Origin of the sequence: Arthrobacter sp. S2(2024), from assembly GCF_036662515.1 — a bacterium.
Lineage (GTDB): Bacteria > Actinomycetota > Actinomycetes > Actinomycetales > Micrococcaceae > Arthrobacter.
The window spans coordinates 53,017-67,640 of the sequence record NZ_JAYKZI010000003.1; the positions used below are offsets into that span (position 1 = coordinate 53,017).

The 14,624-nt window shown below is 64.2% G+C and carries 11 protein-coding genes; 6 read left to right on the forward strand and 5 right to left on the reverse strand.

Features of this window, described 5'->3' with window-relative positions; translation table 11 throughout:
- Positions 1–11: 11 nt before the first annotated feature.
- From VLA65_RS06790 to VLA65_RS06805, 4 genes are all read right to left on the reverse strand, one after another.
- Positions 12–476: a hypothetical protein gene (locus tag VLA65_RS06790; protein ID WP_307052976.1), complete on the reverse strand. Its 465-nt coding sequence runs from the start codon at positions 474–476 to the stop codon at positions 12–14.
- Complete coding sequence (locus tag VLA65_RS06795; protein WP_332602088.1) at positions 473–3,667, reverse strand: efflux RND transporter permease subunit; 3,195 nt, start codon at positions 3,665–3,667, stop codon at positions 473–475. The genes VLA65_RS06790 and VLA65_RS06795 overlap by 4 nt, the downstream gene beginning before the upstream one ends.
- 275 nt (positions 3,668–3,942) lie before the next feature.
- Entirely contained in the window at positions 3,943–4,935 is a 993-nt protein-coding gene (locus VLA65_RS06800) for a hypothetical protein (protein WP_284988270.1), read from the reverse strand.
- 404 nt (positions 4,936–5,339) lie between these two features.
- Entirely contained in the window at positions 5,340–9,026 is a 3,687-nt protein-coding gene (locus VLA65_RS06805; protein ID WP_332602089.1) for a PAS domain S-box protein, read from the reverse strand.
- A 105-nt stretch (positions 9,027–9,131) separates the two neighbouring features.
- Between VLA65_RS06805 and VLA65_RS06810 the strand changes: the two genes are divergently transcribed.
- Positions 9,132–10,106, forward strand: coding sequence for a dienelactone hydrolase family protein (locus VLA65_RS06810; RefSeq protein ID WP_332602090.1), 975 nt, complete (start codon positions 9,132–9,134; stop codon positions 10,104–10,106).
- Between the two features lie 28 nt (positions 10,107–10,134).
- A complete protein-coding gene (locus VLA65_RS06815) occupies positions 10,135–10,791 on the forward strand; it encodes a DNA alkylation repair protein (protein WP_332602091.1) in 657 nt (218 codons plus the stop codon).
- Positions 10,792–10,852: 61 nt separating this feature from the next.
- Here the strand turns inward: VLA65_RS06815 and VLA65_RS06820 are convergent, their stop codons facing one another.
- Entirely contained in the window at positions 10,853–12,007 is a 1,155-nt protein-coding gene (locus VLA65_RS06820) for a PDDEXK nuclease domain-containing protein (protein ID WP_332602092.1), read from the reverse strand.
- A gap of 198 nt (positions 12,008–12,205) precedes the next feature.
- Between VLA65_RS06820 and VLA65_RS06825 the strand changes: the two genes are divergently transcribed.
- From VLA65_RS06825 to VLA65_RS06840, 4 genes are all read left to right on the forward strand, one after another.
- Positions 12,206–12,400, forward strand: coding sequence for a DUF1918 domain-containing protein (locus tag VLA65_RS06825; RefSeq protein WP_059389323.1), 195 nt, complete (start codon positions 12,206–12,208; stop codon positions 12,398–12,400).
- A 72-nt stretch (positions 12,401–12,472) separates the two neighbouring features.
- Positions 12,473–12,961: a DedA family protein gene (locus VLA65_RS06830; protein ID WP_059389322.1), complete on the forward strand. Its 489-nt coding sequence runs from the start codon at positions 12,473–12,475 to the stop codon at positions 12,959–12,961.
- A 32-nt stretch (positions 12,962–12,993) separates the two neighbouring features.
- Positions 12,994–13,797: a thioesterase family protein gene (locus tag VLA65_RS06835; protein ID WP_059389321.1), complete on the forward strand. Its 804-nt coding sequence runs from the start codon at positions 12,994–12,996 to the stop codon at positions 13,795–13,797.
- On the forward strand, positions 13,797–14,573 hold the full coding sequence (locus VLA65_RS06840) for a lipoate--protein ligase family protein (RefSeq protein ID WP_332602093.1): 777 nt from the start codon (positions 13,797–13,799) through the stop codon (positions 14,571–14,573). The genes VLA65_RS06835 and VLA65_RS06840 overlap by 1 nt, the downstream gene beginning before the upstream one ends.
- The last annotated feature ends 51 nt before the right edge of the window (positions 14,574–14,624 follow it).

The window sequence follows — 14,624 nt, forward strand, 5'->3', positions numbered from 1 at the left end:
TCCAACGCATCTCAGTGGGCCGTATCGAATTCCTCGCCGAACAATTCCTCGGCCCCTAGCGTGACCACCACCGTGCCGATCGGCGGACCCTCCTTCAGCAATGCGGCTTCGCCGGCGATTCGCTCGATACTTACCGACTGGCGGACATACACGCGGAGCTCCGGATTCGTGTAGACCCAGGTCCTGCCCTGGCTGTCGTACAGGATCGCCCCGTAGGGGACGGTCAGCTTCCCTTGCGGACCCGACGACGCCGTCCCGGTCTTTAGCCCCAGACGTTCGACGGCGCGTTCCGTCAGGGTGACGCGGTGCAGGTCCGTCCCCGGGACTTCCTCCACGGTGGCAGGAGCGTCAGCGGCAGGCACGGCTTCGGCTTGCGGCTGGGAACAGGCCGGCAGTGAAAGCGTCAGGAAAGCGGCGACCACCAGGGCGATCAGGACTTTCGTGCTGCGGCCCTGCCGCGAAGCTAACTTCTTCATGGTGCGTCCTCGCTCTGTGCCCGGAGCAGCGGATCGTTCCGGGGTGCGGTCCTGGGCGCCGGTTCCGGTCCGAATCCAAGCAACAGCGCGGGCAAGACAAATAGCAGGAAAAGGGTCGTGGTTAGCAGCCCGCCCCAAATGATGATGACGAGCGGTTGGATGATTTCCGTTCCGACCACGCCACCCATGAGCACGAGCGGCAGCAGGCCAAGAGCCGTTATCAGGGCCGACATCAGCACGGGCATCAACCGGTCCCGCGCGCTTCGGATCACGAGCGCGGGGCCAAAGGCAGGACTGTCCTCGGACCCCAAGCTTCGGGCGTGCCGAATGAACAGGATGGATCCACGTGCGGCAATGCCCAGGAGGGCCGAGAATGCAGGAAGCGAGACCAAGGAGTTGATTCCGCCCGTCATCTGCGCAGCGAGCACTCCGCCCGAGAGCGCGGCAATCAAGCCCAGGAAGACCGTCGCACCTAGCCGCCAGCTTCCCAGCGCCGTCTGGAGAAGCACCAGGATTCCGGCCGCGGCGACCGCCGCCAGCAGCCACAGCCACCGGGCGCTGTTCTGCTGTTCTGCGTACTTGGTGAGGATTTCCGCATGGTACGAGAGCGGGAACTGCAGTTGCTGGAGGCCCTTCTCGATATCCTGCTGAACGTCGTTGAGGGCGCGCCCTTGAATATCAGCCTTCACATCGATCCGGCGCGAAGTGTCATCGTGCAGAATCACAGCCTCGTTCCCGACCATGTTGACGTGTGCAACGTCGCCGAGGCGTACGTGACCTCCGCCGGGGGTATCGATCAGCAGCTCGCGGACGCTGGTAAGGCTGTTCCTGGTGGACGGAGTTCCTTTGACGATCACCGAGAAGACTTTTTGTTGCTGGTATATGTTGCCGACTTCGATTCCCTGCAGCAGCGCTGCGGCGGCGCGCCTGACATCGCCGGGTATGACGCCCGCTTTCTGGGCCGCGGTCAGGTCAACCTGGACCTCGACGATCGGTTGTTGGGTGGGCGCGTCGACATGGGGATTGACGACGCCGTCGGTCCGGGCCAGGATTTGCCGCACCTCCTCTGCCTTCTGACGGAGGGTGGCCATATCCAGGCCGTAAACCCGGACGGTGAACCCGGGGTCGGCGGCCTGTTGGATCTGCTCAATCCTCTGTTGCGGGTACGTGGATACTTTGCTGGTCAGCCCCGGGTACCCATTCACCACGTGCTGGACGGCCGCCGCCGTGTCGCGGTAGGAGGCCTCCGCGGAAACTGTCACCCAAAGCTCCCCGGCGCTGATGTCGCCCACCTGGTCCGAGGTGATGGCGCGCCCGATGTGTCCCCCCACATTGACCACGCCCGGGAGTGTCCGGAGCTCTTGGGCGGCCGCATCAGTGATCCGCGTCATTTCCTGGTCTGAGGTGCCAGCGATCGCACTCCACTGCACCACGAGGGTCTTGTCCGGCAGGACAGGCACTGTCGGACGGTCGCTGGCTAACTGGGGGGCGAGGGCAAGTCCGGCGAGGGCGAAGGCTGCGGCGCCCGCGAGTACCCACCGGCCCTTTCCCGCTGTCCCGGACAACGCACGGCCGTACCCGGTGTGGACCCGGCTCAGGGTGCGTCCTTCGCGTGCGGTGGTCCGGCCGACAGGCAGGACGAAGACCAGCGCCGCGGTTACCGTTAGAGCCACGATCATCGCGACAGCCAAGGTGAGCAGGTAGGAAAGGAGCAGCGGGCCGAAGAGCGCTCCGTCCTCGCCCGGCACGAAGAACACGGGGAGCACAGACAACGCCATGATGAGCAGGGAATAGAGAATCGGCGTTCGCACTGCGCGCAGGGCCGCCGTCACCAAGGTGTCACTCAATAGCGCGGTCCCGACGCCGGACGCGCCGGACGCGGCGCCGGACCCGACGTCGGACGCGACGCGTGCCCTGCCAGTTCGGACTGCGCCAAAGAGGTCTTCGGCGACGTCTCCGACGATGACGGCCAAGGCCAGGACCATGCCGGCGAGGACCATGGTGTTCATCCCGGTGCCTCGTAGGTACAGCACCAAGGCCGCCGCCGTCAGGGAGACCGGAATCGTGATCAGGCTGATGACGGCGGTGCGCCAGGAGCGGAAGAACGCGCCAAACATGGTGGCTGTCAACACGAGCGAGACAAGCAGTGCGACACCAAGCGTGCCTACCTCTTCTTCGATGAACGCTGCCTGCCGGTAGACGGTGGTGTCGATAGTGACACCGGACAAGCCTGGCTGGAGGGCGTGGAGAGCATCATCGATGCCCCGGGTCACATCCCTTGTGTTCGTCTCCGGGAACTTTTCGATGACCAGGAGCAGTTCGGCATCCTTGCCGGAGAGTGCATCCCCGATCAGCGGCTGGTGATCGGTCACGACGTGTGCAACATCGCCCAACACCAGCTTTCCGGCCGGCCCTTCCAGACTGACTTGGCCCAGATCCTCTGGCGTGGTGATTGGCAGGACGTGCTGCACTCCAAGCCGCTGGTGGCCCGTCTCCAGGAAGCCGCCGGTGCCGGGTGTGGACGCCTCAAGGTAACTCAAGGGGGATACCCAGACGGCATTGCCGGTAGTCGTAATGACCTCGTCGAGCGTCACGCCCTTGGCCTCAAGTTCCCCAGGATCGACCAGGACCTGCAGTTGCTGGTCGCGGAGGCCCCAGATGGCCACGTTCGCGACGCCGGGCACCGCCAGGAGTCCGGGCTTCAAGGTCCAGCGGGCCAGAACAGACATGTCTATGGCCGACATCTCTTTGGAGGTCAGCCGGATCATCATGACCCGGCTCGTCGATGAGAGGGGCTGCATCAGGACGGGTGCGGCAGACACGTTCGGCAAGGCGCGTGCTTGGGTCAAACGCTCAGACACAAGCTGGCGGGCCCGGAAAAGGTCGGTCCCCGGCTTGAACACCATCTGGATTGATGACAGGCCGGGGACGGATTTGGAATGAATGGCTTCCACCCACGCCACACCGTTCAACAGGTCTGCCTCCATGGGGGAGGTGATCAGTTGTTCAACCTCCGCGGCGGAGAGCCCCAGGGCCTCAGTCTGGATTTCGACCTGTGGAGGTGCGAACTCCGGGAAGGCATCCACTGCCATGCCCGGCAGGCTCGTGAAGCCGAAACCCAGGATCCCCACCGCCACGGCCAGGACCAGAAACCGGAACTGGAGTACCCACCGGAGGACCGTGCCCATCATGGCCGGTCACCCGGCTCCTTGGGTGTGAAGGTGGAGAAGCCGTAGCGGGGAGGAGACACCCCAGAATCGATGTCCGGTGAGTGCCCGCTGAAAATGTTAGATCCCCGGTACCTGTCCACCACGCCGCTCCTTGGAACAGTGCCAAAGCGCCCCCAGACGTGTACGTCAATCATGAGCCCCGGCCGAACCTTGGGTCAACGCTCAATGCAAGGATTCTCAGGATAATGACAGGGAATTTTTCGTCCATTCACAAGTGATAGTGGTATACGCAAGAACTAGCCGCTGGAGCCCGGTGTCGCAACCTCGGCGCGGGGGGTCGTTCCGTAAACACTCGCACTGACCTGGTAGGCGTGCCCGTCCAATTCCAACGCCTGCCGATTGATCTCAGTCAGGGCGGAGTCCGCGAGCGCCTCCGCTTTGATGAGGTCCAACGACTCCTGGTCCGCGCCGCCAACCGCTGTCACTTTCACCAGCCCCGTGCCCGCTGAATAGAGTTTTTGCTGGTGGCCAACGGACGGTTCCAGCGGATTGTACTCATCAACGGTCAACACATCGTCGTAGCACGCGGCCGGTACGCATACCCGCTCATGCTGCTTGAAGACAGTTCCACAATCCAGGAAGCCCACATCGGGTGCGTGGGCTTGGACGTACCCCGGGGTACCGGTCACCGGCTGATCCTGCATGGCGATCCCTGCCTGGGCCTTGGAAATGCCGTGAATGAAAGTGCGGGGCGCGCCGGTGAAAGTGCCGTTCTCGTACTCTTCCGGATACTCCCCGAAGAGCCAGACAGCTCCCTTTTCCGTCTGGGCAAAGAAGGCCAGCTCGGATTCCACGAGCTGCCCGTCGTAGTAGTCACGGTCCCACATCACGAGGGTCTTCACGCCGTCAATCACTTTTGTCAGTCCGGTCACCGAGTGGACCACCGTGCGCTCGGTGGTGCCGTCGGCACTCTTCACCATGCCCTTGGTCGTGTACTGCATGCCGGGCTTCAGTGGAAACCACTTGTTGTCAATCCTTGGCGCCGGCTGGAAGGCCGAGCGGTCGTAGTGGATGGCGGACCCGGCCCCGCAGAACTCTGCGGCGTCCGTGGTCGCCGTCGGGGTAGCAGTCGGCGGGGCAGATCCCGACGTCGGCCCTGTCAGGGGCCCGTTCGACGTGGCCGGGGAAGGCGTACCGCTTGGCCCGGAACACGACGCCACCGCGGACATTGCCAGAAACAGCACGAGTGCAGAACCCAACGCTGTGAGTCGTTTGCTTGGCTGGAACATCTCGGTGTCCTTTCACAACAGGCTGATGAAAGGAGGGCCGGGACAGCGGGAGAGGTTTTCATGCCGCACCGCCCACGGTCCAACATTTCTCAATTGTGCTCCGGCCGGCACGGAAAAAGAACAGACGGCGCACAAACCCGATGTGGCGAAGGGCGTTCCCTTGGGCACCCGGGGGGCCGGCGGCGTCTGGGGTAGAGCGCCCCGAGCCCCGGGCTCCAGGGGCACTCCCGCCGTCGGCCCCGTCCAACGCCGGTCCCGGAGGGCCGGCTGGTCTGTTTCAAGCCGCGGATGTGTTCCTGTATTAATTCAACATCTTTCCCGGCCCGTAGGCACGAGTGCCGCCTACTCGTTTTCCAGGCACGGGCCGCCGAACACGCGGAGAATCCTACGTAAGCACCCCGTGATCAAAGGCCCGATGAAGGGACCGCACGGGGAACCCAGCGATTGAGGGCTTCTTCCAGGCCGGCCAGATCGACTGGTTTGCTGAGGTAATCATCCATGCCGGCTGCGAGGCAGCGCTCGCGGTCTTCGTCCTGGGCTCCTGCGGTCATGGCGATGATGGGCAGGCGGACAGAGCCGTTCTCCTGCACCCGGATGCTCCTGGTGGCCTCGAAGCCGTCCATGACGGGCATGTGGCAATCCATGAGCACAGCCGCATAGGAGCGGGCGGCGATGGCGGAGACAGCCTCGGCGCCATCGGCAGCGACCTCGGCTTCGTAGCCCAGCTTGGCAACCATTTCGCAGGCGACGAGCTGGTTCACCGCGTTGTCCTCCACCACAAGGATCCTACCTTTGGAGGGCCTGTCCGGCCTCGGTGGCCGTGCAAGTGCGGACGCCGGTCCGGTCGCCGCATTGCCCGCTGCCAGTCGCACCAGGCGGTCGTAGAGTTCCGAACCGCGTACGGGTTTCGTGAGCCATTCGCTGATTCCCGCGCCGGCCATATCGGGCTTGGATACCTGGGACGCGGAGGTCAGCATCATAAGGCGGATGCCCCGCAAGCCTGGATCCTTCGAGAGCTCGTGGGCAAGCTCGAGGCCGTCCATGTCCGGCATGCACATGTCGAGCACGGCAATGTCGAAGGGTTTCCCTGCGGCGGCTGCCTTCCGTGACCGGTCGAGCGCCGTACGCGCGTCGGCAACCGGGTCCGGTCGCAGCCCCCATGTGTTCAATTGCGATTCCAACACCAACCTGTTGGTGGCATTATCGTCGACCACCAAAACGCGCAGACCCGCCAGTGGGCCAGGGACAGTGCGGGCGGGAACCCGCCCGGGTTCCTTGGCGAGCGGCAATCGGAGGGAGAACCAGAACGTGCTTCCCTCACCAGGGGTACTGGTCAAGCCGATGTCCCCGCCCATCACTTCCGTCAGGCGCCGGCAGATGGCCAACCCCAGCCCGGTTCCACCGTACCGACGCGTGGTGGATGCATCTGCTTGGGAGAACGAATCGAACAAGCGCAAGTGATCCGCGGCGTCGATACCAATGCCGGTATCGCTGACTTCGAATCGAACAAGCGCTGTTCTTGCGTCTTTGTCTGCGATGGTTACCCGGATGGCAACTTCACCGGACGCGGTGAATTTTACGGCGTTCGAAGCCAGGTTCAATAGGATTTGCCGGATCCGGCCGGCATCACCGGCCAATTGCGCGGGAACATCGGGGTGGCAGTACGCGATGAGTTCCAAGCCTTTGCCCTGGGCTGCTTCGGCCAGTAGCGACGCCACTTCCTCCATCACGTCCTGCGGATCGAAGGGCGTGATGTCCAGGTCGATCTTCCCCGCTTCCAACTTCGAGAAGTCCAGGATGTCGTTAATCAGGGTCAATAGAGCTCCGGCAGCGGTCTGGACACCTTCGGCGTACTTGCGTTGCGTTTCATCCAGCGGCGTGTCCAACAACAGCGTTGTCAAGCCGATGACCCCGTTCATGGGGGTGCGGATCTCATGGCTCATCGTCGCGAGGAACTCGGACTTCAACCTGCTCGATTCCAGGGCCGCCTCCCTGGCTGCCAACAGGTCCGATTCGGCGGCACGCCGGGCGGTAATGTCCTGCCCGATGCTCGCAATTCCGGTGACTCCGTGGTCGCCGCGGATCGGGGAGACCGTGAGGGACACAGGCACGATGGACCCGTCCTTGCGCATCCGGTCCGTCTCGAAGCTACGGGCCTGGCCACCATTCTGGACGGCGGTGAACACCTCGTCCTCGGCTTGGAGGTAGTCCGGAATGAGGAGCTGTACGTTCTGCCCGGTCGCTTCAGCGGCAGTGTATCCGTACAGTTTCTCCGCCCCAGGGTTCCAGCTGGTGATGACGCCCGCGGGGGTCATGCCGATGATCGCGTCGGCCGAAGACTCAACAATTGCGGCCAGGCCCTCCACTTGGGCGAGTGCCTCCCGCGCCTGGTCCTGTGCGCGCTGACGGGAAGTGACGTCGCGGAAACTCCAGACCCGTCCCACGATCTCATCCCCGACCTGTTGGGGCCGGGAATACCGTTCAAACGTCCGCCCGTCACGGAATTCCAACATGTCCAGGCTCTCCGCCCCCGGATCGGCGTACAGTTCCTGGACCTTGCCTATGAACCCGTCGGGATCCGTGAGCTGGTCGAGGACGAAAGCCAACAGCCGGCCGTCGTCGTGCGACTCCAGGAGATCCGCGGGGATGCCCCACAACTCGGCAAAGCGCTCGTTCGCCCCCGCGATAGTCCCGTCCGCCGCGACAACCAGGATGCCATCGGCCGTGGACTCAAGGGTAGCGCTGAGAAGGGAGAGGGCATCGCGGAGTTCGGCATCAACGCGGACGCGGTCACTTACTTCGCGGATAGAGGCAACGAGCTGCATGGCCGGTCCGACGCCGAGGGGAGCAAAGCTGACCTCAATGGGAAACTCGGCGCCGTCGCGGTGGCGGCCGAACAGTTTCAGGTCAGTCCCGGCCCGGCGTATTCCCGGATCACGGGCAAAGAGGTCCCGGATGGCGCCGCCTTGGCCCTCGAACCGCGCCGGAAGCAGCACCTCATAATGCTTGCCCAGCAGTTCGCTACGCGAATAACCGAAGAGCTGCTCTGAATAGGCATTGCCGAACGTGACCTGACCGTCTGCGTCGATCACCAGCAAGGCGTCCGGTACGGCGTCGACCAGGCCGCCAAAAAAGCCGAACTGATCCAGCGGCCGTATTTCGTTTGTCATTTCGGCCCCCAGAGCTGAATGGATGACAAGCCTACAACCACCGCTGCCGTTTCGGGAAGGGAACCCGGTCCAGGTCGTTCGCGGCCATGACGGAGGCCCCGCCGGACCGCGCCCGGGCTTGCTCCGCGAGCAGTCCGACGTCGGGATAGCGCGACGAGAAATGGTCAGGATGAGCATGCCCGCTTCGGCGGTGGCAGCCAATGCCCCCGCCTGCCCGGCGGTGAGGTGGCGGTACTGCGCGGCGAGGTCGCCGTCGTCGTCGCTGAAAGTGGACTCAGCCACAAGAAGGTCCACGCCGTTGGCGAGTTCCCCAGCGCCGTCGCACGGCGCCGTGTCCATCACGAAGGCGAAGCTCTGTGCTGGCCTCGGCACGCTCACGTCTTCCAGGCGCACACCGCCCAGGCTCCCGTCCCGCTGCAGGAGGCTGATATCGGATCCGGTAATCCCGGCCGCCGCAAGCCGCTCCGGCAGAAGGCTGCGGCCTTCGGGCTCCACAACCCTATAGCCGTAGGTCTCGATCCGGTGGAGCAGCGGGCGCACCTCGACCCCTTCGGCGACGGGACCGGGACCACCGTGCGGATGAAGCCGAAGGTCGACGCCGGGCGACGCGACAGCGACGAGGGCGCGGATCATGTCCTCGCCGGACTCGGGATAGTGCAGGAGGATCGGATGCTCCACCCGGTCCAGGGCCATGCGCGAAAGCACGCCCGGCAGCCCGAAACAATGGTCGCCGTGGACATGGGTAACACAGATCCGCGTGATCTGGCTGGCCGAGACGCCGGCTTGGATCATCTGCCTCTGGGTACCTTCGCCAGGATCGAAGAGCAGGCCCTCGCCATCCCAAAGGAGCACGTATCCGTTGTGGTTGCGGGTCCTGGTCGGGACCTGGGAGGCGGTGCCGAGAACCACGAATTCACGCATGGAACCGAGTGTCTCATTACTTGGCGGCTACGCCCATCATCCAGGGCGCCCTTGCCCGGTAACGGTCTTGGGAGGAGGATATGCGGCAGACTCAGGAGGCCTTCCATGATCCAGCTCGGGAAATTTGAAAAGTACCTGGTCGAGGAATTCTTCGACGACTACCGCTCGGGAGACATGTCGCAGCGAGCCTTCATTCGCCGGCTCGCATTTATCACCGGGAGCATGGCTGCCGCCTCCTCGACGATGCTGCAGCTCGGATGCACTCCGGATGAGGTTCCGCTAAGCACCGATCCCATGCCAAGCCCCGAGGCCTCGGCCGCCCGGCCCGCAACGACGGCGGCTTCCGGGCCAGTACCGGGGGCGAAGAGCCCGCTTTCCGTACCTGAGGGCGCGTTCGGCCTCGTGACGGCCACCGTCCGGTTCCCCTCCGGCGGAACCGGGATCAGCGCCTACCTTGCGAGGACCGACGGGGCCGGTGCGGGACCCGCGGTCCTTGTCTGCCACGAGAACCGCGGACTGACCCCGCACATCCAGGACGTGGCCCGCCGTTTCGCCAAGGCCGGGTACGTTGCTTTGGCGCCGGATCTCCTGAGCCGGGAGGGAGGCACACCGGGCATGGATCCCGACGCCGTGCCCGGGGCGCTGACACGGGCGGGAGCTGAGCGACATGTTTCCGACTTTTCCGCGGCCTTCGATTACCTCCGATCACTGGAATTCGTGGACGGCGAGCGGATCGCCATGAACGGCTATTGTTTTGGCGGCGGCATCACCTGGCAATCCGCCACCGAGATACCCAGGTTGAAAGCCACAGCGGCCTTCTACGGACCGGCGCCCGACCTGGATAAAGTCCCATCCATCAAACCTGCCGTCTTGGGCGTCTATGCCGAACTCGACCAGCGCATCACCGGCGCAATGCCGGCACTTCGGGATGCGCTCGCAGCCACCGACGTCCGCCACCAGCTCACTGTCTATCCCGGCGTCGACCATGCCTTCCACAACGACACCAGCGAGCGGTACAACGAAATGCAGGCGACAGCCGCCTGGCGGGACATGTTGGCCTGGTTCGGCGAGTACGTCTGAACGGACAGTATTGCGAAAGAATGTTCGCATGAGTGACGCCGGCGAGTTCATCGATGAGGCCTTGCGCCGTGAAGGCTCGTGGATCCGTGCAGAGCAGGCCCAGGCACGGCTGGGAAACGGGCTCCAGCATTACGGATCGTCGATCGGTGCTATCCGTGGGACAGTCCGCGATGCCCTCCGCCGCCACCCGGGACTCGAACATGACGAGGTCACTGCCTTGAGTTCGGAATTGTGGGAGGTTCCCGTTTTCGAACGCCGGCTCGCGGCAATCGTCCTTCTGCAGTCCAAGGTCCATCTGCTGACGAATACCGATCTGACGCGCCTTGAGGGTTTTGTCCGCGAGGGAAGGCTGCGTGAACTCGTAGATCCGCTCGCGGTGGACGTGATCGGACCTTTGATCGCCGGACTGGAAGGGCAAGCCAAGGCGCGGGCTGGAAGCGTGATGGATCGATGGGTGCGGGAGCATGACGAGTGGCTATGCCGCGCTGCCCTGATGTCGCCCCTGCGGGCGCTCCGTGGCGGTGGAGGCGACTGGGAAGCGTTTGTGAGCCACGCCACCGTGGCGCTGGACGCCGCTCGGGAAATGGGCGCCGAGGCGGAGGTGGTCAGGGAAGCGGTCTCCACCGTTCTCAACGACGTTGCCAAGCGACGGCCTGAGCTGCAGTTCCCCTCGCCAGTCCCTTGAGCCGCCAGTCCCTTGAACCGCCAGTAGCTTGAGCTTGTTGCCCCAGCGCCGGGGCCACTGTTCACGGATTGGGTTCAGCTTCCACGGCAGGCGCGCGTCCCTTGGACGCGGCGTTCGCCCGTTCATCGGCCAGTTCGGCCTCGAGGAGTTCGATGCTTGGCAGGCTCGAGGCGAGTTCCTCCGGCAGCGATTCGATGATTTTGCTCTGCCATTCCGAGACACCGATGGGCAGGTTGATTCCCCGCAAGGCGTACTCGGCCACCACGTTGTTCTTCTCCTTGCAGAGCAGGAGGCCGATGGTTGGCTTGTCATCGGGATGCGCCAGGAGATCGTCCACGGCCGACATGTACATGCCTAGCTGGCCGACAAACCCGGGCTCGAACTTCACCGCCTTAAGCTCGATCACTACGTAGCAGCGGAGCTTCAAGTGATAGAAGAGGAGATCGGCGAAGAACTCGTCGCCGTTGATTTCCAGCCGGACCTGCTCGCCGACAAAGGCGAAGCCTTGGCCCAGTTCCAGGAGGAACTTCTCCACATGTTGGACGAGTTGAAGCTCCAGTTCCCGCTCGTTGCGGCGGTCTGTCATGGCGACGAAGTCGAACACATACGGGTCCCTGGTGGCTTGTTGGGCAAGGTCCGAGTCCGCCGGCATCATGGTGGAGCTGAAGTTGGTTATTGCTTGCCCGGAGCGCTCATGGAGGCGCGTTTCGATCTGATGGGCAAGGACGTTGCGCGACCATCCGTGTTCGACGGCGGCCGCCGCGTACCAGAGGCGGGTCGCGGCGTCGTCGAGCTTCTCAAGCAGCGCGATCTGGTGGTACCAGGGCAATGTTGCAAGCGGCACTTGCAACATTGGGAACTCCGGCCAAGCCTGGGCGAAAGTCTTCATGTAGCGGAGGTTCCTTGGCGAGAATCCCTTGGATCCAGGAAAGCGGGTTTGAATGTCCGCCGACAGGCGGGTGACGACTTTCGAGCCCCAGCCTTGCTCCGATTCCCGCTGCGCCAATTGCCTGCCGATGGACCAATAGGAAGCAAGCAGCGCCTTGTTCGCCGCGGAAATGGCCCGTGAACGTCCCGTGCCGACTTCCTTGGAGACACTGGCAAGCAGCTCGGGGTACCAGTCCGGCATGGAGGTGCGCGCCGGGGGAGCAGCGAACGACGCCGCGGCTTCCGCCGCCGTCGTGGTCTGTTCCGGTTTCAGTTCTTGGCTTCGCACTGGCTGTCCTCTTCTTAGGCGGTTGGGCGACTTGGGCGCATGGCGACCGGTTCGGCGACCATTTCGTCGAACGTACGGGAGAGGGCTGACAATTTAGGAGCTGGGACGTGCCACCGCTCAGCCGGTTGGGTGGGCCGCCTGCACCCTGTTCCCACGACGGCCCAACACTCGTAATCTGAATGCTGGGAGGTGGTTCCTGTGGAAGCAGCCCAGGGAGATCGGATCATCATTCATGGCAGGACGGTCGGGGCGTCCGACCGGCACGGCGAGATCATCGAAGTCCGCGGTGCAAATGGTGCGCCGCCGTATTTCGTCCGTTTTGACGATGGCCACGAGACCATCCTGTATCCGGGTGGTGATTTCACGATCGATCGCACAGGCGGGAGCTCGTAGCCGCCCGGCCGGCCGTGTTTCCTCGTGAGCTAAGGTAAGACTTAGCTGTGAAGGAGACCGGGGAGGGCGCGCGTGGACCAGATCCTCGACCTGCCCTTTGAAGTGGCGCTTGCGGCGCTCTTCGCCGTCGTGATGGTCCGGGTCAACGCGACATACTGGATCGGCCGCGGCGCAGCGGCCGGAATGGAACGCACGCGGTTCGCACGCGCCTTGCATCGCCCCAAAGCAAGCAAAGCGCAGGCCCTGATTCAGCGCTTTGGTCCCTACGCGGTCGTGCTGACCTTCCTGACTATCGGACTCCAAACCGCCGTGAACCTGGCCGCGGGGGCTGCGAGAATGCCACTCAGCCGGTATCTCCCTGCGGCAATTGTAGGCTCCGGTATCTGGGCCCTCGTCTACGCGACCATCGGCCTCGCGGCGATGGATGCCTGGCTCGCCGTCATGGCGGCCTCCCCTTTTGCCGCCGCGCTCCTGTTCCTCATCCTTGCCGGATTGGCGGTCTGCCTGGTCATGCGGCGTCGGCGTCGGACGGCTGTGGCGCCAGAAGATACAGTGGTCTGAGTTCCATTACCGGACCGGCGAAAGGGCAGGCGTTGAGTATTGAGCTTCCGGACCTTGCGGAAGGCGACTTCTACTACGAATCGCTCGGGAATGGGCGCTTCCGCTCAACCATCCACGCCCAGGGGGCGTGGAATCCGCACGAGCAGCACATGGCGCCTGCATCGGGCATCCTGGCTGATGCCCTGCTCCGCCATGAGCCGCGCGACGACGTCCGGATGGCCCGCCTCAGCTACGAAATCCTCGGATTGATCCCCGGCGGCGAATTCGACATCACCACGGCCACGGTCCGCCCCGGCAGGACGATTGAATTGATCCAGGCGGAACTCTCGGCGGCAGGACGCGTGGCTATCCGTGCCACCGCCTGGCGCATGGCGACCAGCGACACGAGTGCCGTCGCCGCCATAGAAGACGTTGAAATGCCGGCCCCGGACGAATGCAAGCCGTGGGACGGCGCGAGCGTATGGCCGGGTGGCTACATCCGGTCCCTCGAAATGCGGATAGCGGAAGGACACCGGGCAGGCTCGGGCAAAGTCTGGATCCGCACGGAGCATCCGCTCACCGATGCTGCGGACAGCCGCGATCTCGCGCGGCTGGTCGGACTCGTGGACACAGCCAACGGTATTGCCGCGCGCGTTTCACCCGGAAAGAACAGCTACATCTTCCCCAACCTTGACCTGCAGATCCACATGTACCGCGAACCTGCGGGCGAATGGCTGGGCCTGGACAATATGGTCTCCTTCGGAAACGACGGCATCGGCCTCACATCCACCGTGCTTCACGACATCAGTGGCCCTTTCGGCCGCGCGGAGCAGATCCTCACGCTGAGGAAGAGCTGATGGTTGAGGACCCCGCCCGGACACAGCGCACGCTGACGGTAGTGCGCCAGGAAGAATCCCTCGGAGTCGCCGATGACCTGGACTTCGGGATCGAACTCCTCAACCGTGCCCGCAGAGGGCTGCTCGGCCCGACGCTCCGAATGTACAGGCCCCGGCCTACGGTGGCGTTCGGGCAACGCGATGCCAAGCTGCCGGGATTCCAGGCCGCGTCCGAGGCCTGCCGGAACCTGGGTTTCGAACCCCTGATCCGCAAGGCGGGCGGGCGTGCCGCGGCATACCACCGGGGCACCCTGGTGATCGACCATGTGGAGCCTCACGCCGACGCGATTGCCGGGGCGAAGGCCCGATTCTCCTTCTTTGGCGAGATACTCGCGGGTGCGCTCCGCCGTGTTGGGGTGCAGGCCGCCGTCGGGGAGATCCCCGGGGAGTACTGCCCGGGCGAGTTCAGCGTCCACGGCCTGGACCCCGATTTTCCAACGCACCGGATCAAGCTGGTCGGGACCGCCCAGAGGGTGGTCTCCGGGGGATGGCTGTTCAGTTCGGTGATCGTCGTCGAGAACTCGGCGCCCATCCGCGAAGTCCTCACTGCCAGCTATGGCGCCCTCGGACTCGAGTGGGACCCAGCCACTGCCGGGGCGGCCAACGACCTCTTGCCGCAGCTGGACGTACCCACGGTGGAGGGAGCCGTCGTCGCGGCTTACGCGGAATATGCCGAACTCGTCGACGGCGATTTCCAGAGCCTGCTCCCCGTGACGAGCACCAGCACGGCGTTGTAGACGAATACTGCCAGGACTACGCTTGAGGCCACAAGCAAGTGGACCGAGGTA

Coding starts and splice junctions, on each gene's coding strand:
- VLA65_RS06810 (WP_332602090.1), top strand. CDS start 9,132: ATGATCCAGCTCGGGAAATTTGAAAAGTACCTGGTCGAGGAATTCTTC.
- VLA65_RS06815 (WP_332602091.1), top strand. CDS start 10,135: ATGAGTGACGCCGGCGAGTTCATCGATGAGGCCTTGCGCCGTGAAGGC.
- VLA65_RS06800 (WP_284988270.1), bottom strand. CDS start 4,935: ATGTTCCAGCCAAGCAAACGACTCACAGCGTTGGGTTCTGCACTCGTG.
- VLA65_RS06840 (WP_332602093.1), top strand. CDS start 13,797: ATGGTTGAGGACCCCGCCCGGACACAGCGCACGCTGACGGTAGTGCGC.
- VLA65_RS06795 (WP_332602088.1), bottom strand. CDS start 3,667: ATGATGGGCACGGTCCTCCGGTGGGTACTCCAGTTCCGGTTTCTGGTC.
- VLA65_RS06805 (WP_332602089.1), bottom strand. CDS start 9,026: ATGCGTGAATTCGTGGTTCTCGGCACCGCCTCCCAGGTCCCGACCAGG.
- VLA65_RS06790 (WP_307052976.1), bottom strand. CDS start 476: ATGAAGAAGTTAGCTTCGCGGCAGGGCCGCAGCACGAAAGTCCTGATC.